17 protein-coding genes are annotated in these 19,302 nt (G+C 72.4%); 4 read left to right on the top strand and 13 right to left on the bottom strand.

Annotated elements, in window-relative coordinates; translation table 11 throughout:
* Nucleotides 1-12: 12 nt before the first annotated feature.
* Nucleotides 13-864, bottom strand: a complete 852-nt coding sequence (locus tag M5362_RS01560) for a fumarylacetoacetate hydrolase family protein (protein WP_260225389.1) — start codon at nucleotides 862-864, stop codon at nucleotides 13-15.
* Between the two features lie 304 nt (nucleotides 865-1,168).
* Here M5362_RS01560 and M5362_RS01555 point away from each other — a divergent pair, with 304 nt between their 5' ends.
* Both M5362_RS01555 and M5362_RS01550 read left to right on the top strand, forming a co-directional pair.
* Nucleotides 1,169-1,870 carry a FadR/GntR family transcriptional regulator gene (locus M5362_RS01555; RefSeq protein WP_260225388.1) on the top strand — a complete coding sequence of 234 codons (702 nt, stop codon included), beginning with the start codon at nucleotides 1,169-1,171 and terminating at the stop codon, nucleotides 1,868-1,870.
* Nucleotides 1,871-2,006: 136 nt separating this feature from the next.
* Nucleotides 2,007-3,278 carry an alpha-L-fucosidase gene (locus M5362_RS01550; RefSeq protein WP_260225386.1) on the top strand — a complete coding sequence of 424 codons (1,272 nt, stop codon included), beginning with the start codon at nucleotides 2,007-2,009 and terminating at the stop codon, nucleotides 3,276-3,278.
* 53 nt (nucleotides 3,279-3,331) lie between these two features.
* Here the strand turns inward: M5362_RS01550 and M5362_RS01545 are convergent, their stop codons facing one another.
* The 8 genes from M5362_RS01545 to M5362_RS01510 form a co-directional block, all read right to left on the bottom strand.
* Complete coding sequence (locus M5362_RS01545) at nucleotides 3,332-4,105, bottom strand: AraC family transcriptional regulator (RefSeq protein WP_260225385.1); 774 nt, start codon at nucleotides 4,103-4,105, stop codon at nucleotides 3,332-3,334.
* Nucleotides 4,105-4,668 (bottom strand): ATP/GTP-binding protein, encoded by a 564-nt coding sequence (locus M5362_RS01540; protein ID WP_260225384.1) that lies wholly within the window; start codon nucleotides 4,666-4,668, stop codon nucleotides 4,105-4,107. The genes M5362_RS01545 and M5362_RS01540 overlap by 1 nt, the downstream gene beginning before the upstream one ends.
* Nucleotides 4,649-5,026, bottom strand: coding sequence for a DUF742 domain-containing protein (locus M5362_RS01535; protein ID WP_260225383.1), 378 nt, complete (start codon nucleotides 5,024-5,026; stop codon nucleotides 4,649-4,651). Before M5362_RS01535 ends, M5362_RS01540 begins: the two co-directional genes overlap by 20 nt.
* Nucleotides 5,019-5,453, bottom strand: coding sequence for a roadblock/LC7 domain-containing protein (locus M5362_RS01530; protein ID WP_260225382.1), 435 nt, complete (start codon nucleotides 5,451-5,453; stop codon nucleotides 5,019-5,021). Before M5362_RS01530 ends, M5362_RS01535 begins: the two co-directional genes overlap by 8 nt.
* Nucleotides 5,450-7,873 (bottom strand): nitrate- and nitrite sensing domain-containing protein, encoded by a 2,424-nt coding sequence (locus M5362_RS01525; protein WP_260225381.1) that lies wholly within the window; start codon nucleotides 7,871-7,873, stop codon nucleotides 5,450-5,452. The genes M5362_RS01530 and M5362_RS01525 overlap by 4 nt, the downstream gene beginning before the upstream one ends.
* A 55-nt stretch (nucleotides 7,874-7,928) precedes the next feature.
* On the bottom strand, nucleotides 7,929-8,726 hold the full coding sequence (locus M5362_RS01520) for an MHYT domain-containing protein (RefSeq protein WP_374214385.1): 798 nt from the start codon (nucleotides 8,724-8,726) through the stop codon (nucleotides 7,929-7,931).
* A 295-nt stretch (nucleotides 8,727-9,021) separates the two neighbouring features.
* The gene (locus M5362_RS01515; RefSeq protein ID WP_260225380.1) at nucleotides 9,022-10,239 is read right to left on the bottom strand and encodes an amino acid decarboxylase; all 1,218 of its coding nucleotides are present in this window, start codon (nucleotides 10,237-10,239) and stop codon (nucleotides 9,022-9,024) included.
* A gap of 171 nt (nucleotides 10,240-10,410) precedes the next feature.
* Complete coding sequence (locus M5362_RS01510) at nucleotides 10,411-11,070, bottom strand: response regulator transcription factor (RefSeq protein WP_260225379.1); 660 nt, start codon at nucleotides 11,068-11,070, stop codon at nucleotides 10,411-10,413.
* A gap of 179 nt (nucleotides 11,071-11,249) precedes the next feature.
* On the opposite strand from M5362_RS01510, the gene M5362_RS01505 reads away from it, so the two are divergent.
* Together M5362_RS01505 and M5362_RS01500 are read left to right on the top strand one after the other, a co-directional pair.
* A complete protein-coding gene (locus tag M5362_RS01505; protein ID WP_260225378.1) occupies nucleotides 11,250-12,449 on the top strand; it encodes a sensor histidine kinase in 1,200 nt (399 codons plus the stop codon).
* A complete protein-coding gene (locus M5362_RS01500) occupies nucleotides 12,446-13,102 on the top strand; it encodes a response regulator transcription factor (RefSeq protein ID WP_260225376.1) in 657 nt (218 codons plus the stop codon). The genes M5362_RS01505 and M5362_RS01500 overlap by 4 nt, the downstream gene beginning before the upstream one ends.
* 27 nt (nucleotides 13,103-13,129) lie before the next feature.
* On the opposite strand, the gene M5362_RS01495 is transcribed toward M5362_RS01500, so the two are convergent.
* The 4 genes from M5362_RS01495 to M5362_RS01480 all read right to left on the bottom strand — a co-directional run bounded on the left by M5362_RS01495 (nucleotide 13,130) and on the right by M5362_RS01480 (nucleotide 19,262).
* Nucleotides 13,130-15,439: a polysaccharide lyase 8 family protein gene (locus M5362_RS01495; protein WP_260225375.1), complete on the bottom strand. Its 2,310-nt coding sequence runs from the start codon at nucleotides 15,437-15,439 to the stop codon at nucleotides 13,130-13,132.
* Between the two features lie 175 nt (nucleotides 15,440-15,614).
* A complete protein-coding gene (locus tag M5362_RS01490; RefSeq protein WP_260225374.1) occupies nucleotides 15,615-17,276 on the bottom strand; it encodes an extracellular solute-binding protein in 1,662 nt (553 codons plus the stop codon).
* Nucleotides 17,277-17,346: 70 nt separating this feature from the next.
* Nucleotides 17,347-18,279: a carbohydrate ABC transporter permease gene (locus tag M5362_RS01485; RefSeq protein ID WP_260225373.1), complete on the bottom strand. Its 933-nt coding sequence runs from the start codon at nucleotides 18,277-18,279 to the stop codon at nucleotides 17,347-17,349.
* Nucleotides 18,276-19,262 (bottom strand): ABC transporter permease, encoded by a 987-nt coding sequence (locus M5362_RS01480; RefSeq protein WP_374214384.1) that lies wholly within the window; start codon nucleotides 19,260-19,262, stop codon nucleotides 18,276-18,278. Before M5362_RS01480 ends, M5362_RS01485 begins: the two co-directional genes overlap by 4 nt.
* Between the last annotated feature and the right edge of the window lie 40 nt (nucleotides 19,263-19,302).

The raw sequence follows: 19,302 nt of genomic DNA, 5'->3' as shown, positions 1-19,302 counted from the left end.
TGCGCTCGGATGTCAGGCTTGGGCGAAGGTCTGGCACTGGCTGCCGAGTCCGTCGATGGACAGCTCGACCGTGTCGCCGGGGCGCAGGTACGGGGTGCCGGCCCGGCCGAGGGCCACGCCGGCCGGGGTACCGGTGTTGATGACGTCGCCGGGCTCGAGAACCATGTAGTTGCTCAGGTACGCGACCAGGTGTCCGACGTCGAAGATCATGTCGCGCGTGGTGCCGCGCTGGCGCTGGACGCCGTTGACGGCCAGGCGCAGGGCGAGCCCCTGCGGGTCGTCGACCTCGTCGGGGGTCACGAGCCAGGGGCCGAGCGGGTTGAAGGTCTCGCAGGACTTGCCGAGGTCCCACTGCGGCGAGTAGTCGAGCTGGAACTCCCGCTCGGAGACGTCGTTGCTGACGGCGTATCCGGCGACGTGACGCAGCCCCTCCTCGGGGTTCTCCAGGTAGCGGGCCCGGCTGCCGATGACGACCGCGAGTTCCACCTCCCAGTCCGTCCTGGCCGAGCCGCGCGGGATGAGCACGTCGTCGTACGGTCCGACGACGGTGCCGGGGTCCTTCATGAAGACGACCGGACGGGGCGGGACGGGCGCTCCCGTCTCCTCGGCGTGGTCGCGGTAGTTGAGGCCGATGCAGACGACCTTCCCCGGCCGGGCGACGGGAGCGCCGACGCGCAGGCCCAGCGGGTCCAGCTCGGCGAGCCCGCCCTCCCGGACGGCCGCCCGGGCGCGGTCGGGTCCGCCCGAGGCGAGGAAGGCTCCGTCGATCTCGTCGGTGACGGCGGTGAGGTCCCACACCCGTCCGTCGTCGGTCCGAACGGCCGGCCGTGCGGCGCCGGGGGCGCCGAGGCGCATCAGCTTCACTGGTCGGTCTCCTTGCAGGACGAGGGGGAAGGGGTGGGGCCGCTCCCACCCCTGGGACGGGGCGGTGCAGGACGGGAGGGCCCCACCCGCACGGGATGCGTGGTCGCGGCCGCAGCGGACACGACGACAGCCGGACGGGTCGGATCCCGGGCCGGGGCTCAAGCGGTACGCCCTCGGCCGACCAAGATTTATCAGACCACTTGGCGTCAGCGACACCCCGTGACCGCGAAAATCGTCAATCGAAACCAAAGTGGTCCGACCACTTCGCTGACTAGACTGCCCGAATCGGACAAGGGAGAAATCGGTGGAGGAGCGCACCCCGGCCAGGGGGACCGTGACCCAGCGCGCGATCGAACAGATCAAGGCGATGATCGGTGAGGGCGAGCTGCAACCCGGGGACCGGCTGCCCACGGAGCGGGACCTCGCCGCCCAGTTGGGCCTCTCCCGGAGCTCGATGCGGGAGGCGGTCCGCGCGCTCACGGTCATGGGCGTCCTGGAGGCCCGGCACGGCTCCGGGATCTATGTGACCCGGCTGGGGGCCGACGATCTGCTGGAGACCTTCGGCGTCGTCGCCGACCTCTCGCGCGGGGAGCAGCTCGTCGAACTCCTGGAGGTCCGCCGCGTCCTGGAGTCCACGGCCACCGCCCTGGCCGCCGCCCGGATGGACAAGGATCAGCTGGCGGTCGTGACCGGCCATCTGCGGGCGATGGACGAGACCGAGAACCCGGAGGAGATCCTCGCCCACGACCTGGAGTTCCACCGCGCGATCAACGCGGCCTCCGGCAACGAGACCATGGCGGCCATCCTCGAGGGGCTCTCGTCCCGGACCTTCCGCGCGCGCGTCTGGCGCGGCTACGCCGAGGAGGGCGCGTTCGAACGCACCCGCCGCGAGCACGCCGCGATCCATCGCGCCCTGGTCGCGCGCGACCCGGAGGCGGCACGGGCCGCCGCCGCGGCGCACGTGGGCGAGGTCGAGGAGTGGATGCGGTCCCGTCCGGACGCCTGAGCGCCCCGACGGCTGGTGAAAACAGACCAGTGAGGGTGAGTGGAGCCCACGCGCGGGACCGTCGGCCCGGCCTAGCGTGAACGGTGCGGGGAAAGCCCGCACCCCTCCGCTGCCACCTTCACCGAGGACTGATCCCATGCCCATGCAACCCTGGTTCCCCGATGCCAAGTTGGGCATCTTTCTCCACTACGGCATCTACGCGGTCGACGGCGTCCCCGAGTCCTGGTCGTTCTACAGCGGGCGGGTGCCGCACGAGCAGTACATGCGGCAGCTGGACGGCTTCACGGCCTCCGCGTACGAGCCGAAGGCCTGGGCGGAGCTCTTCGCCCGCGCGGGCGCCCGGTACGCCGTGCTGACCGCGCGCCACCACGACGGCGTGGCCCTGTGGGACACCGAACACGGCGATCTGAACGTCGTACGGCACTCGCCCGCCGGGCGCGACCTCGTGGCCGGGTACGCCGAGGCGCTGCGCGAGAAGGGCCTCAAGGTCGGCCTGTACTACTCGCATTCGGACTGGAACCACCCGGACTACGCGAGCGTGGTGCACCCCGAGCCGCCGAACGAGGACGTGACCACCCATCCTCTCGTCGCCCCGAAGCACGGGGTCGAGGACCCGGAGGCATGGGCGCGCTTCGTCGCCTACCGGGACGCCCAGGTCGGTGAGCTGGTCTCCCGTTTCCGCCCCGATCTGCTGTGGTTCGACGGCGAGTGGGAACGCAGCGAGGAGCAGTGGGGCATGGCGGCGCTCGCCGAGCGGATCCTCGCCGGAAATCCCGAGACGGTCCTCAACGCGCGCATGCTCAGCCACGGCGACTACGCCACGCCGGAGCAGGGCGTGCCGCTCCTGCCGCCGGACGGGCCGTGGGAGCTCTGCCTGACCATGAACGACTCCTGGGGCTACCAGCACCAGGACCACAACCAGAAGTCGGTTCGCCAGCTGGTGCGCTACTTCACGGAGACCATCGGCATGGGGGGCAATCTGCTGCTGGCCGTCGGCCCCAAGGAGGACGGCACGATCCCGGCGGAGCAGGCCGAGCGGCTGGAGGGACTCGGGGCCTGGATCGGGCTCCACGAGCGGGCGGTGTACGGGACGGTGGCCGGGCTGCCGGCCGGTCACCACTACGGCCCCAGCACGCTCTCCGCCGACCGGCGCACCCTCTATCTGGTCTGCTTCGACGCCCCGCGCGAAGCGGTCTCCCTGCGCGGTCTGCGCAACAAGGTGGAGCGGGTGACCGTGCTCGGCACCGGCGCCGAGCTGGCCCACCGGGTGACCGGCGGACTCCACGACGTTCCGGGAGTGCTGTGGATCGACGCTCCGGAAGGGGCGGACGTCGACGAGTCCGCGACCGTGCTGGCCGTCGAACTCGACGGTGAGCTCGACCTCTACCGGGGCACGGGCCGGAGCTGAGCCCGCCGCGGGCCCCGGAGGGAACCGGCCCCGCCGGGGCCCGCCCGGTTCGCTCACCCACCGGCGCGCACCGCGCGTGGAGACACGCCCAGTTCGCGCCGGCACGCCTTGTTGAACGCCTGCAGATCGTCGATCCCGACCGCCGCCGCCACCGCGGGAATCGACAGGGTCGACGCGCGGAGCAGGTGCCGTGCCCGCTCCATACGCCGCTGACGGATGTACGCCACGACGGTGGTGCCGGTCTCGGCGCGGAAGAGCCGCAGCAGATGGTTGTGCGACACACCCGCGGCCTGCGCCACCTCGGGGACGAGGAGCCGCTCCGCGAGATGCGACTCGATGTACGCGACGGCGGCGGCGAGCGAGGCGTGCGGACCGCTCTCGCGCCCCACCGGCTCGGCCAGTTCGGCCACCTCCCACAACGCTGTCCAGACCTCCGCGTCCGCCCTGCGCGGAGCACGCGGAGCCACCGCGATCGCCCGCAGCAGCAGCTCCGAGAGGACCGGGGTCCGCGCACCCGCGTCCTGGACGACGGGCACGGTGACCGCCTCCCCCGTACCGGAGAGGCTCAGGTGCGCGTACAGATGCTCGGACCGCCCGCGGTAGCGGTAACGCACCTCCGCCCCCGGCGGCACCAGACTCACGTACCCCGGCCGGATGACGTGGAGCACGCCGTCGACGACGAGTTCGGCGGTGTACCGGTAGAGGTGCAGCTGCCACAGGTCCGGAAGCCGGAACACGTCGACCGGACTCGTCGTGCCGTGGACCCCGACCCCGAGACTGAGCACCCGCGGCGGCTCGTCGAGCCGTAGCCCACAGGACCGTCCCATCAGCCCTGCCCGCCGGCCAGCTGGACCAGGGAGATGAGGACTTCCTTGCCCGACTCCCGTTCCCGCGCGTCGCACAGGACCACCGGTGTTCCCGGGTCCAGGTCGAGCGCGTCCGCGACCTCCCGCGCGCTGTAGTCCCGGGCTCCGTCGAAGCAGTTGACCGCGACGACGAAGGGCAGGCGACGGCGCTCGAAGTAGTCGATCGCGGGGAAGGAGTCCACCAGTCGGCGCGTGTCCGCGAGGACCACCGCGCCCAGGGCGCCCCGGGCGAGTTCGTCCCACAGGAACCAGAAGCGGTTCTGCCCCGGCGTGCCGAAGAGGTAGAGGGCCAGGTCGTCGGAGAGCGTGATGCGTCCGAAGTCCAGGGCCACGGTCGTCGTGCGCTTCTCCGCGACGCCGTCCAGGCTGTCCGTCGGACGGCCGGCCTCGGTCAGGATCTCCTCGGTGTTCAGTGGCCGTATCTCGCTGACCGATCCGATCAGGGTGGTCTTGCCGACCCCGAATCCGCCGGCGACGAGGATCTTCAGGGCGACGAAGGGGACGTCAGAGGGCTCGGAGTCCATCGATCACTCTCTTGAGGATGCGCGGGTCGGGGAGTTGGGCGGGAGGGACGGGCGGGGTGACGCGGATGAGACCGGCCTGCAGCAGGTTCCCGAGCAGCACCCGTGCGACGGCGAGCGGCAGCCCCGCGTCGGAGGCCATGTCGGCCACGGGGTGCGGTCGCGCCGTGCACAGCCGGTGGAGCAGCGCCTCCTCCGGCGAGAGCAGCGGTGCGCGCTCCGGCGGACGGCAGCCGTGGACGAGGGTCATCAGATCGAACGGCTCACCGCCGGCGGGCCGCGCACGGCCCGAGGTCATCGCGTAGAGGCGCACCAACGGCCCGGCCTCGTCGTCGTACCAGCGTCGGCCGTCCTCACTCATCGACGCGTGACACGGCGGGCGCTCCCCCGCGTACCGGTGTGCCGAGATGGGCGCCGACCCGCTTCACCAGCCGGGCCATCTCGTAGGCCACGAGGCCCACATCCGCGCTCGCCTCGCTGAACACCGCGAGGCACGAGCCCTCGCCCGCGGCGACGACGAAGAGGAAACCGTCCTCCAGCTCGACCAGGGTCTGGATGACTCCCCCGGCGCCGAAATGACGGCCGGTTCCCTTGGCGAGGCTGTGGAAGCCGGAGGCGATGGCGGCGAACCGTTCGGCGTCGTCCCGGGTCAGCCGGGCCGACGTACCGACCGGGAGCCCGTCGCCGGAGAGCACGATCACATGTCTGATCTCCGGCACATGGGCGACCAGTTCCTCCAACAGCCAGCCGAGGTCACCTGACCGGTACAGATTGCCGTTGCCGTTCATCGGCTCTCTCCTTCACGTTCTGGCTTGTCCTCGTCGGCCGGTCCCGGCGGCGCCGGGCGGTCCACGGTGCCGCGGGCCCAGCCGGCGCGGAACGACGCCATGGTGGCGCGCGCCTGCTCCGGCGAGCGGCGGGGACCTGGGTCCCTCGGCGGTTCGTACGTCTCCCGGATGTCCTCTGCCTCCAGGTCGCGGCGGCGTGCGCGGCGCGGCAAGGGGGCCTTGTCGCCGGACGGCGCCCCGGAGGGCGGGTCGCCGAGGGAGGGTTGCCACGGCGCGGCGGGGACCACGGTCTCCACGGGTTCCACGCGTTGCGCGGGCGCTGGGGGGCGGGGAGGCACTGCGGGGTGCGGGGGCGCTGGGGGGTGCGGGGGCGCTGGGGGGTGCGGGGGCGCTGGGGGCGTCGCCCTCTCGTCCGCCGGCGGCGCGTCGCGGACGGCGTGCGGGCGGGCGGCGTGCCGCCCCGGGCGACGGTGGGGCAGTCCGGTGCCGGTGGCGGGCTCGTCCTGGTGCGTCTCCCGCGCGGCCTCGCCGAGGAGGGCCGTCGGCAGCAGGACCACGGCGACGACGCCGCCGTACACCGAAGGCCGCAGCCCCACACGTGCGTCCAACCGGTGCGCGAGGCGGTTCACCACGAAGAGGCCGAGCTGTCCGCTGTCGAGCAGGTCGATACGGCCCGAGTCCTCGATCCGGTCGTTCGCCTCGGCGAACCCCTCGGCGCTCATGCCGAGGCCCCGGTCCTCGATCTCCAGCACGACCCCGGACCCCACCCGCTGGCCTCGCACCTCGACCTTGGTGTGGGGCGGCGAGAAGGCGGTGGCGTTCTCGACGAGTTCGGCGACGAGGTGCGTGAGGTCGGCGACCGCCGCGCCGTGCAGCCGTACGCCGGGGATGTCGTGGACCTCCACCCGGCCGAAGTCCTCGACCTCGGCGACGGCGGCCCTGACCACGTCCATCAGGCCGACGGGGCGCCGCCAGCCGCGGCCCGGCGCGGCACCCGCGAGGATGATCAGGCTCTCGGCGTGCCGGCGCATACGGGTCGTCAGGTGATCCAGCCTGAAGAGGTCCTCCAGCTCCACCGGGTCCTCGTTGCGGCGCTCCATGGTGTCCAGCAGGGTGAGCTGGCGGTGGAGGAGTGCCTGGCTGCGGCGGGCCAGGTTCACATAGACGCCGGAGATTCCGTGGAGCACCTGGGCTCGTTCCGCCGCCGACTCGACCGCGGCCCGGTGGACGGCGGCGAGCGCCGCGCCGACCTGGCCGATCTCGTCGTCGCGGTGGTCGCGCGGCGGCGCCACGGTGGCCAGGTCGACGGTGTCGCCCGCGTGCAACCGCCGGATGGTCTCGGGGAGTTCGCGTTCGGCGAGCGTGAGGGCGCCGTCGCGCAGGTCCGTGAGCTCGCCGACGAGGCCCCGGCCGATCCGTACCGAGATGAGGAGCGAGAGCAGTACGCCGACGAGTCCGAGCGCGACGGCGATCCCGGAGCCGCCGAGGACGGCGGACGAGAGCGGGTCGGCGCTCTCCGCCGAGGCCGTGCTCGCCTCCGTCTGCGCCGCGCCCAGCTGCTGAAGGACCGCGCCGGCCGGCTCCTGCCAGCGGGCGGCCTCGGTCACGGTCCGGGCGCCCGACGCGCTGCCGGCGGCCAGAAGCCTGTCCTCGACGGTCCGCACGGCGCTCATCTCGGCTCCCGCCAGGACGGTCCGGTACGTGGCGGCGTCCACCGGCCGCAGGTCGTCCACGGCCGTCGCGAGCAGCCTCCGCCCGGTGTGGGCCGAGCCGACGAACTCCTGGTACTGCGCGGGGTCCATACGGCCCGCCGCCTGCGCGGCACCCATCAGGGCGTCCTCGCGGGCGATCATCTCGCGGGCCCAGGCCAGCTCGTGGACGACCCGGGCGGCCGAGGCGTGCTCGGCGTCGTGCAACGCGGCGAGGGAACCCTGGAGCGCGAGGGCACGGTCGATCACGCTGCCGTACGCGTCGTAGACGGCCCTCCACCCGCCGCCGGGGCGCCGTGCCTGCTCGCGCAGCGCGCCCAGGCCGTCGAGCTCCGCGACGAGGCGGTCGACGCGTCCCGCGAAACCCCCGTCGATGCCCTGGACGTCCAGGGTGCTCTCCTGGGCGCCTCGGCGCAGCGCGGTGGCGGCGGCGTCGGTGTCCTTCTCGCGGCCGCCCTGGGACTCCGTGCGTTCCGCGGAACCGACGAGCCGGCGCAGGGCTCCCGCGCGTTCGGCCTGCACGGCGGCGACGACGGAGTCCACCGGCTTCAGCAGCGTGGTGTTGGCCTCTTCGAAGCGGTTCAGTTCCGAGACGTTGCGTGCCGTGGTGACGGTCGCGAACGCCCACAGTGCCATCAGGGAGACGGCGGGGACCATCAGGAGGCAGACGGTCTTCGCCCGGATCGAGCGGGGCACCAGCATGGCGCTCATCGGTTCCTCGAAGCAGTCGGGAGCGGGGAGTTGCGGTCGGGGGCGGGTGCGGCGCTCATCCGGCGGAAGGGTCGGCGGCGGGCGGCAGGCCGGCCCCCGCGCCCCCGGTGACCGCGGTGGACCCGCCGGCCTGCCTCGTCGTCGGCGACAGGGCGACGAACGCGGAGGCCAGGAAGAGGAAGGAGCCGAGTACGACGGCGAGCGGGAAGACGAAGTCCATCGCCGTGGCACCGTCGAGCACCGCGCGGGTCGGGCCGATCGTGATCCGCACGGCGGCCATGCCGGTGTAGTGCATGCTGCTGACGGCGGCGCCCATGACCAGCGAGGCGATCACCGCACCGGAGGCGCCCCGGACCGCGAGTGCCGCCCAGAGCGCGGCGGTTGCCGCGACGACCGCGATGGCGAGGGACAGGACCACCAGGGGCAGGTCGTAGCCGACGTCGCCGTTCAGCCGGAGCGCCGCCATGCCGAGGTAGTGCATGGCGGCGACGCCGATCCCGGTCCCGAGGCCGCCGAGCGGCAGGGAGAGGGCGCGGGAGCGGCCGTAGCCGACGGTGAAGACCCCCGCGCCCACCACGGCCATGGCCACGAGGAGGCTGAGGAGGGTGAGCGGCACGTCGTAGCGGATCGCGGATCCCGCGACGCCGAAGCCGAGCATCGCGATGAAATGCATGGTCCAGATGCCCGATCCGATGGCGGCGGATGCCGTCAGCAGCCAATTGCGGCGTGAGCGGCCCTGGGTGGCCAATGCCCGGACGGTACAACGCAGTCCGAGGGCGGATCCGACGCAGGCCATCGCGTAGGCCAGGACCGGGGAAATCCAACCGGCCCCGAAATGGTGCAGGTGAGCCACATTCCCTCCGTTCTCCGTTCGGCTTCGCGGCGATGGACGCTAACACTCCGTATCGGCGGCGGGAATTCGGCGAAATGTTTCCCGAACGTGATGCGCACCGGGCGCTGGTACGGCGTGCTGCCTTACCCGTGAGTTCGGTGACGGTCTATGCGTGTCATGCGGACGCGCCGGAATTGGGGCGCACCCCGCCGCGGGTCGGCGCGTGATGTGGATCACCAGAATTCCCGGTGCCTTCTCCGCGAGGGGGACCACGGAGCCTTGACGTCCCGGAGCGTGTCGTTCCGCTCCGCGGCGCTCACCAGAGACCGGTCGGCTCCTGCACCACCCGGAGCGTCGTGGCGCCCGCGTCGGCGGCGCCTCGGATCCGGCCTCCTCGCGACCGGGCCAGGAGTCGGAGGAAGGCGACCGCCTCGGCGGTGACGACCTCACCGGGCAGGAGCACCGGTACGCCGGGCGGGCAGGCGGTGACCCGGGCGGCGGAGACCATGCCCACCGCCTCGGCGCAGTCCACGACGCGGTGGTGGCCGAAGAAGGCCTCCCGGAGGGTGAGCCGGCCGGGGCCGGGTTCGGGGAGGGCGAGCCGTAGCGGCTCCGCCGGTTCCGCGGCGCCTGCCGGCAGTGCGTGCAGCGTGTCGAGAAGCCGCTCGGCGTCCGGCTCGGTTCCCTCGCCCAGTGCCAAGGTGAGCACGGTCTCGGTCGCGCCCACGACGGCGCGGCCCAGGCCCGCCCGGTCGAGGAGACGGTGTGCCTCACGGCCCGGCACCCCTCCGACGCGGGTGTTGACCGCGATCCTCAGCGGGTCGGCGCCGGCGATCGCGGGGACGTCGCCGAAACCGTCGGCGACGAGCGAGAAGCGGCTCTCCTTGCGGACACCCGCGCCGATCGCGGCGGCCGTCTCCAGTGAGGCGAGGACGTGGTCCCAGTCCCGGGCGAGCGAGCGCGCGGGGAGGGAGTCGCAGCCGGTCTGCCGGGTCAGGTCCACGGCACGCTCGACGAGCGGCCGCAGCAGTTCGGCGTGCGGCCCGTCGCCCAGCCGCAGCACGGGAGCGGGACCCGAGGAGACCGAGAGGTCCGCGCCGTACGCGAGGGCGTCGGGCAGGAGCCCGGGGTGGCGCCCGAAGAGCGGGGAGCGCCGGCTCTCGTCGACGATCAGCGGTACCCCCGAGGCATGCGCCGCGTCGGCCAGTGCCCGGACGTCGGCCACGGCGCCGTACCGCGTGGGCGAGACGACCAGGGCCGCTGCCACGTCGCTCCGCTCCGCTGCCGCCGCGGCCAGGTCCTCGGGCCGTACGCAGTGCGCGATCCCCTGCTCCGGGTCGAGGACCGGCAGGAGCGAGCGGGCGTCCAGGCCGGAGACGACCAGTCCGTCGAGCAGCGAGGCGGGAGCGTCTCGCTGGACGAGCACGGTGCCGCCGAGCGCGGGGACGATCAGGCCGGTGATGCAGTGGCTCAGCGGGCTGGCCTGCGCCAGGACCCAGGTCCTGCGTGCAGCCGGGATTTCCGTGAGGGACATGTCGACCGGGCTTCTCCCCCACCGATGCCTGCCGCCGTGTACGGGCGATGCCGTGCGGAGGGGTGGGGGGACAGTCTGCGCACGGCATCCGTTCCATCGTCACCCGCGGATCGCGGGGTCCCGCCTCTCGAAAGAGGGGTGCGACCGCTGACTTTCGACAGGGGGCAGCCGTCAGCCGTCGTCCGTGGAGAGGCCCGAGCGGTACGCGATCCGGGCCGCCTCGACCCGGTTGGACACCTGGAGCCGGGACAGGAGCTGGGTGACGTGTGCCTTGACCGTGCCCTCGGTCATCCCCAGTTCGGCCCCGATGTCCGCGTTGGAGAGCCCGCGTCCGACCAGCCGCAGCACGTCGGTCTGGCGGGCGGTCAGCGAGGCGACACGCGGGTCCTCCTCGGCGGTCGTCCGGCCCCCGTCCCGCGTGGTGAGGTCGATGACGTGGCCGGTCACCGTGGAGCCGAACGCCGCATGGCCCTCGGCGACGCTGCGCAGGGCGCCGAGCAGCTCGGCCGGTGGGGTGTCCTTGACGAGGTACCCCACCGCCCCGGCCGCGAGGGCCTGCTCGACGTACTCGTCACGGCCGAACGTGGTGAGGATGAGGACGGCAGGCGGCGTCGGCAGCTCTCCGAGCCGCCGGGTCGCGGTGATCCCGTCCATGCCCGGCATCTGCACGTCCATCGCCACGATGTCCGGAAGCAGACGGCTCGCGCGGTCGACCGCGGAGTGGCCGTCCCACGCCTCCGCGACCACGCGCAGGTCCGGCGCGGAGTCGATGATCGCCCGCAGCCCGTCGCGCACGGCGGAGTCGTCGTCCGCGACGAGGACCGTGATCATGAGCTGAGCCTCATGGCCCCATGTTCGCCCGGATCGCGGGGGCGGGCGACGGGACGGACCGTACGGGTGAGGGCCGCGGCGGCTCGCCGTGCCCCGGACACCCCCGCTGACGGACCGTACGGGTGAGGGCCGCGGCGGCTCGCCGTGCTCCGGGCACCCCCGCTGACTACCGTGGCGGCATGGCCGTTACGCCGCTCTCCCGCTGGCCTCCGCGGCGCGTCGACGCCCTGGTCACCGCGGTGGTCGTCGCGCTCGGCATCGTCGATTCCTGGGTGAAGCCGTCCAGCGGTCTGCTGACCGGCCTGCCGACACCGGTGATCGCCGCCTGTGCGGCGGCGGTCGGCCTCAGTCTGTGGTGGCGCAGACGATGGCCCCATCTGGTGGCCGTGTTCGTGACGGTCATGCACGTGGTGTCCTTCACCCCGGTGGCGCTGGCCGCCGCCATGTACACCGTCGGCAGCCTGGACCGACGGCTGAAGGTGCTCTTCGCGTACGGCGTGGCCGGGTTCGCCGCCGGTCTCGCGGGACTGCGCGGAGGGCTGCCGGACGCCGGGATCCGGGAGGCCGCGTACGCGCTGGCCGCGATCGTCGGACCGCTGGCCGTCGGGTACGCGGTGGGTGTACGGCGCGATCTGACGGCGGCCGTACAGGCCCGGGTGGCCGACCTGGAGCGCGAGAACCGGCTCATGGACGAGCGGGCGCGGACCGAGGAGCGGGCCGAGATCGCCCGGGAGATGCACGACGTGGTCGGCCACCGGGTGAGCAACATGGTGCTGGCGGCGGGTGCCCTGGAGTCGGGCCCGGCCGCAGGGGTGCCGGAGGCGGCCCGTACGGCGGAGCTGATCCGGTCCGACGGCCGGCAGGCGCTGGAGGAACTCCGCGAGATCCTCGGCGTGCTCGCTCCCGCCCGGGTGACGGCCGGAGGGCCTGCCGGGGCAGCGGCGGTCGTACGGGCCGCGGTGCCGTCCGGGCCGGAACCGGAGGAGCTGTCCGCCCTCGTGGCACACGCCCGCGAGCGCGGCCAGGAGGTGGAGCTGCGGGTGAACGGCCATCCGGAGATCCTGCCGCTCCCTGTGCAGCGGGCCCTGCACCGGATCGTGCGGGAGGCGCTGACCAACGCCGCGAAGCACGCTCCCGGGGCCACCGTGCGGGTGGACGTCGCCTGCCGGGCCGACGGCGTACACCTCGACATCGCCAACACGGCTCCCACGCGTCCCGAGTCGCCCGATCTGCCCAGCGGCGGGAACGGAGTCGTCGGCCTGGCCGAGCGCGTCGCCCTGCTCGGCGGGACACTGACCGCGGGGCCGCACGACGACGGCTTCCTGATCTCGGCCTTCATCCCCCACCGCCGGGCAGCACCTTCACGAGGAGCGCCATGAGCATCCGTGTCCTGCTCGCCGACGACAACGAGATCACCCGGCGCGGACTGCTGTGGATCATCGAGGCCAGCGGTGACATCGAGGTGTGCGGCCAGGCCGCGGACGGGGACGAGGCCCTGGCCCGGGCCGAGGAGACCGGGCCGGACGTGGTTCTCCTGGACATCCGGATGCCCGGGGCCGACGGCATGGCCGCCCTCCCCCGGCTGCTGGCGCTGCCGGAGCCGCCGAAGGTGCTGATGCTCACCACCTTCCACGACGACGAGCAGGTACGGACGGCGCTGCGTGCCGGGGCCTCCGGCTTCCTGCTCAAGGACACTCCGCCGGACGAGCTGCTGCGCGCGGTCCGCGACGTCCACGGCGGCCGGGCCGCCCTCGGCCCGCCGGTGGCCAGGCGCCTGGTGGACGGACTCGCCCGCAGCTCGCCCGCGCTCGCTCCCGAGGAGCAGGACCGGCTCGACTCGCTCACCGGGCGCGAGCTCGATGTCCTGCGGCTGCTCTCCCGGGGGCTCACCAACAGCGACATCGCGGCCGAACTCGGCACCACGGAGGGGACGGTCAAGGGGTACGTCAGCGCGGTCCTGGCCAAACTGGGGGCGGACAGCAGGGTCCAGGCGGCCCGCGTGGCCTACCGCGCGGGCCTGGACACGGACTGACCGGCTCGGGGGGCACGGGCGGACCCCTCAGCCGAGGGTCACGTCGATCCGGTGGGTGGCGCCGTTCCCGGCTCGGGTGTCGACCTCGAAGGTCAGGCTCTCCCCCGTGACCAGGACACGGACCGCCGCGTCGTGGGAGCGTACGCGCGCCACCGGTCGGCGCCAGGTGACGACGAGCCGCCCCGCGGTCCTGGTCGGGTCCGCGACATGGACGGCGGCGGCTCCGGTGCCGTCCTCCCGCACCAGGACCGAGGCCGGCGCGTCGCAGGCGACGAGGCCGGCGGACCCCCGGGTCCAGAGGTTCACCGCGGTGAGCCCCAGCGCGGGGACGCTCACCCCCTGCGCGCCCGGCTCGTTGGCGAGAATCCTCAGCCAGTCGCCGGTCCGGGCACGCTCCTCGGTGGCCCGGGCGTCCGCGCCCGGCAGCAGGACGTACGCGTACGTCGCGGCGTACGGATCGGTGCCGTGGTCGAGCCACAGGGTGGCGTAGCTCCGGCGGATCTCCTCGTCGGAGCCCACGAGGCGGTTGATGTCGCTCCAGCGTCCCGTCCGCTCCTCGCACAGCACGCGCAGGGTCGCGCCGTGGGGGAACACGAATCCACCGTGGCCGTCGAGTGCCGCCCAGCGGGCGGCGGGAAACGTCCCGTGCCACGGCAGGGTGCGCGGCTGCGGCACGCCGTCGACCGCCAGCGCCGGTGCCTCGCCGGCCCCGAGCCGGCGGTTGTCGACCACGGTCTCCACGGGGACACCGTCCCCGGCCCGGATCCCGGCTCCCAGACAGATCACGGCGTCGTCGGTGAAGAACCACGACTTCCTGGCCCGCAGGCTGCTGGAGAGACCACGGGTGTCCTGTCCGACGGCCGCGAACCGGCCGTCGGTGGCGCCGCCGGCCCACACCGTGTCCGGACACCGGGCTCCCCACTCGCCGCCCTCGTTGTCGGCGAGGGCACGGGTGGACACGGTGGTGCCGGGCAGCCGGTACGCGTCGACGGTGGGCCAGTAGGCGTCGGCGTACTGGCCGCTGTCCCCTGCGTACCAGCTGAGCATGCCCGAACCGGTGTGCCAGCCCCGGGTGTTCTCCTGGTTCCCGCACTCGTAGAAGGCGATGGTGGACGAGGACATGCTGAGGAACGCGGCCCAGCCCGGGCCCCGGTGCACGGCGCGCGCCATCGTCGGGAAGAGCCGGTGGCCGGCGGGTTCGGGCAGCGGGTCGACGGACGGATCGTCGAGCAGGGAGACGAAGCGCGTGAAGTCGGCGATCCCCTGCCGGGGGTTGTCGGCGACGCGGAGGAACGTGTCGCGCCGCAGCCAGCCCTTCACGATGCCCCGCCAGCGGGCCCGTTCGGCCGGGCTCGCGCACTCCCCCAGCACCATGACGGCCGCCATCAGGGACTGGGCCGGGCCGTGGTCCCGTACGGGCATCAGGTCGACGCCCCGGCCGGTGAGACGCCTGCTGATGCCGCGGCCGCAGACGCTCGCGTCGAGCACCCCGTCGTGGACGAACGGGACGAAGGCGTGCTCGACGGTGTCCAGGGCGAGCTGCCGCCCGGGGCCGGTCACCTCCCAGGGGGTGCCGTCGAGCAGGGTGAAGAGCGTGGCCAGGCCTTCGAGCAGCACGGCACCGTACGCGCCCGTGTAGGCGACCGTGCGGTGCTGGACGAAGGAACCGTCGGCGTAGAAGCCGTCTCCTTCGGTGACGTGCGGGAAGACCGGGTCGAGGCCGTCCCTGGCGTGCGTGAGCGCGGTGGCGCTGTCGCCGAGCACGCCCCGCTGGGCCAGTGTCCGGCAGAAGTCGACCCGGTTCGCGCCGGTGCTCTGGCCCTCGTACCGGTCCAGGCGCGTGCGCGGCAGAGCCCGGTCGACGGCCGCGCAGATGCGGGCGATCCGCTCGTCCCCGAGTCGGTCGTACAGCAGCACGCAGGTGTCGAGCATGGCCTGGGGCGCGCCGACCTGCGACCACCACCACCAGCTCGCGGGCTTCTCGTACGCGCTGTTGTAGATGTGGTCGTGGACATGGTCGAGGCCACGGAGGATGCCGTCCGCCAGCTTCTCGTCCCCCGTGACGCCGGTGCCGGGATGGGCGTGGGCGAGGGCCATGGTCCGCAGGCGGAGGTACCCGGCTCCGAGGTGGATACCGTGTCCCTCGTGGTACGGATGGCCGGGCCAGAGATGCCCCTCGGCGGGGTCCATCGTCGCGAGGTACGCGGCCGCGACCGTACCCAGCTCGGCCAGTCGGCGGGCGAAGCGGGGCTCGGTCGCGTCGTGGCCGGGTCCGAGCAGCAGGTCCCGCCAGCGGGCGCGCTGCGCGGCGAAGGGCGCCGCCGTGGGGGAGGTCAAGGGCGTGCTCCGTCGGTACGGGGAAACGGGGTGGGGCCTCACACGCCCGAGCACCGCTCCCGACGGGCGCGGTCGGGGTCGGCGCTCGGGCGGTGCGGCGCGACGCGGTCGGGGTCGGTGCTCGGGCGACCGCGCGACGCGGTCGGGACGGTGCTCAGGCGGTACCGCGCCGGGGTCACTTGCCGGCGGCCGCGTACTCCTTCGCGAGGGACTCGGCCGCCTTGGCGCCGCCCTTCGCCTTGAACTCCTTCACCACGGCGTCCCAGTCTGAGAGGCTGCGCTTTCCGGTGACGACGGCGTTGATCGCGTCCTCACGCTGCTTCACCAGGCCGCGCTCGCTGTTGGCCCACTCGTTCGAGCGCAGTCCGTAGTGCGCGCTGGCCACGCCGAGCGGGATCATCTCCTGCTGGTAGACGTGGTAGCGCCGGGTCGCCTCGGGCTGGTCGGGGAGGTAGAGCGCCTGCGGCGGGCCCGCGAGGAAGGTGAGCGGGAGGTTCGCCGGACCGTCGCCGCCCTCGGCGGCCAACTTGGTGACGACCGGGCCGCCGTCCTTGCCCCGGGTGAAGTGGGTGCCCTCGACGCCGTGGTTGACGAGTTCGTACTCCTCGGTGCCGAACGGCGCGGCCAGGTAGTTCATCACCCGCAGCAGCAGCTCGATGCGCTCCTTGGGCGCCTTCTTGAGCACCGTGTAGCCGTAGATGCCGGACCCCAGCCAGTGCTTGGGGGACGCGCCGTTGGCCGGCTTGAAGGGGCGCGCCATGTCGACGGTGAAGCCGTCCTTGACGGCGAGCACGGCGCCCCTGTAGCCGCCGAAGGCATTGGACTGCGAGTAGGTGGTGCCGTTGTAGAACTCCAGGCTGTAGGCGCCGCCGTCCACGCTCAGGGCGTCACGGCGGAAGACGCCGTCCTTCTGCCACCTGACCATCTGCTCCAGACCGGCCTTGAACTCGTCGGTCTCGATGTAGTTGACGAAGGCGCCGTCCTGGACCGACCAGATGTTGGGCGAGCCGTGGTTGGCGATGAAGGAGTTGAAGCCGTACGCGCCGATCTGGGAGGCGCCCAGACCGTACTTGCCCTTGACGCTGAGCTGCTTCAGGCCCTTGGTGAAGGCGTCGGCGTCGAGCCCGCCGGCCTCGGGCACCCAGATGCCCGCTGCCTTGAACTTCTCCTGGTTGGCGATGAGTCCGTGACCGATCAGGGGTCGCTCGACCGGGACACCGTAGAGCTTGCCGCCGAAGCGGCCGGCGGCCTTCCAGGCGTACGTCGGTATGTTGGCGAGGTTCGGGTACTGCTTGACTGCGTCGCCCGAGAGGTGCTCGGTGAGGTCGGCGCACTTGTTGAGGACGAACTGCGCCTCGTTGGGGGCGGCGACGACCTGCAGGATGTCCGGCATGTCGCCGCTGGCCATCAGGGTGGCCAGCTTGGTCTCGTACTCCATCGCGGGGACGACCGTGAGTTCCAGCTCGACGCCGAGCGCCGCCTCGACCGCCAGCCAGAACGTGTTCTTCTCCCGGGGCACGGGCGTCGAGCCCCAGGACAGGAACCACGCCGTGATCTTCTTGCCGTCGCCGGGCTTCTCCTGGACCGACCGGGTCAGCTCAGACGGGTAGCTCAGATAGGCGGCCTGGACGCCCTGCTCGGTGCCGGCGAGGTCGGGCTTCGGACCTGCGAACGGCACGTAGGCAGGGAACGGAGCCAGGTCCTTGCCGCTGTTGCCGGCTTCCTTGCCGCCTCCGCCGGACGTGGAACAGGCCGACAGGGAGACGCCGGTGGCGGCCAGGGCGGTGCCGATGCCGATGGTCTGCAGAACTCTTCTGCGCGATACACCAGTGCTCATGAGAACGGTCCCTTGGTGAAGCCCCCGACTGGGGGAGAGAGGTTTCTTGCGGTGCGGAGCTGCGGGGAAGTCAGCTCTTGATGGCGCCGGTGAGGACGCCCTTCGCGAAATAGCGCTGAATGAAGGGGTAGACGCAGAGGATCGGCACCGTGGCCACCATGACGATGGCCATCTTGATCGTCTGGGGCGCCTGGACGAGGGTCTCGTCGACGGCCTGCGTATCGGAAAGGCCCTGCCCCTGGGTCACGTATCCGCGCATCACGGTCTGCAGGGGCCACATGGAGCTGTCGTCGAGATAGATCACGCCCCGGAAGAAATCGTTCCAGTAGCCGACGGCGTAGAAGAGGCCGACCACGGCGATGACCGCCTTGGAGAGCGGCAGAACGACCTGGAAGAGCGTGCGGATCTCTCCGGCCCCGTCGAGCCGCGCCGCCTCGTACAGTTCCTCGGGAATTCCCTGGAAGAAACCGCGCACGACCACGAGGTTGAAGGCGTTGACGAGAACGGGCAGGAAAAGCGCCCAGTAGGTGTTGCGCAGTCCGAGTTCGTGGACGACCAGGAAGCTCGGAATGATGCCGGGCGGGAAGAGGAAGGTGAAGAGGATGAGCAGCATGACCGGTTTGCCGCCGACGACACCGGGCCGTGCGAGCGCGTAGGCGAGGAACACGGTACAGGCCAGGCTGAGCGCCGTGCCGACGACCGCGACACCCGCCGAGACGAGCATGGAGTGGGTGGTGTTCTCGTTGGCGAAGACCTTGGCGTACGCCTTGAGTGTCCATTCGTCCGGCCAGAACGCCCAGCCGCCGTTCTCGACGATCTGCCGGTCAGGGGCGAAGCTGGTGGCGAGGACGGTCCAGAAGGGGACGAGGACCATGGCCACGGTCAGCACCAGGGCCAGGCCCTTGGCGATCCGGGTGACCGGTCGGGGCTTCTCCATCCAGGCCGGGCGGTGGGAGCTCCCGCTCGGCCGGACGGTCTGCCGGTCGTCGAGGTCCGGGCTCATCGGTACACCCCCTGCTCGCCCATGCGATGGGCGATCTTGTTCGCGGCGAAGACGAGGACGGCGGCGATGACGCCCTTGAAGAGGGCCGCCGCGGCGGCGACGCCCCACATGCCGTCGGTGACCGCGTGGTAGTAGACGAAGGTGTCGATGACCTCCGCCGTCTCGGGTCCGAAGACGTCGCGCTGCAACAGGATCTGTTCGAAGCCGACGTTCAGGATCTCGCCGAGGCGCAGGATCAGCAGCAGGATGACGATCGGGCGGATCGCCGGCAGCGTGACGTGCCAGAACCGGCGCCAGGGCCCGGCCCCGTCGATGGCTGCGGCCTCGTAGAGCGCCTCGTCCACGTTGTGCAGGGCGGCGAGGAAGATGATCGTGCCCCAGCCGCAGTCCTTCCAGATCAACTCGACGACCATGAGCGGCTGGAACGCCGTGGGGTTGCCGAAGACGTCGATCAGATGGCTGCCGTCGTCCTCGCCGAAGAGCCCGTTGAGGAGCCCGTCTCCGCCGATGACCTGGGTGAAGAGCGCGACCACGATCACCCAGGAGATGAAGTGGGGCAGATAGACGACGCTCTGGACGAACTTGCGCACGTTCCCGCGGCTGACGCTGTGGAGCAGCATGGCCAGGGCGAGCGGCAGCGGGAAGAAGAAGACGATCTGCAGGAACGACAGTGACAGGGTGTTGAAGGCCGCGGCCCAGAAGGCCCCGTCGCCGAACAGCGTCTGGAAGTTCGCGAAGCCCACCCAGGGGCTGCCGTCGATGCCGAGGAACGGCACGTACTCCTTGAACGCGATGACGTTGCCGAACATCGCCCCGTAGTGGAAGACGAGGAAGTACAGCACGCCCGGGAGCATCAGCAGCAGGAGGGCCCCGTCCCTGCGCAGCCGGGCCAGTCGGCCCCGGGGCCGGGACGCCGTCCCCTTCGGAGGGCCGGCGGCGGGCGCCTGTCGGCGCGCCTCCCGGTCCTTGAGTGTCACGGACATGCAGCTCCCCTCTTCATGCCTCCGGCGGCCCACGCGTCCG

The sequence above is a fragment of the Streptomyces sp. Je 1-79 genome, assembly GCF_025195125.1.
Lineage (GTDB): Bacteria > Actinomycetota > Actinomycetes > Streptomycetales > Streptomycetaceae > Streptomyces.
This window is presented reverse-complemented; position numbering and strand designations above follow the sequence as displayed.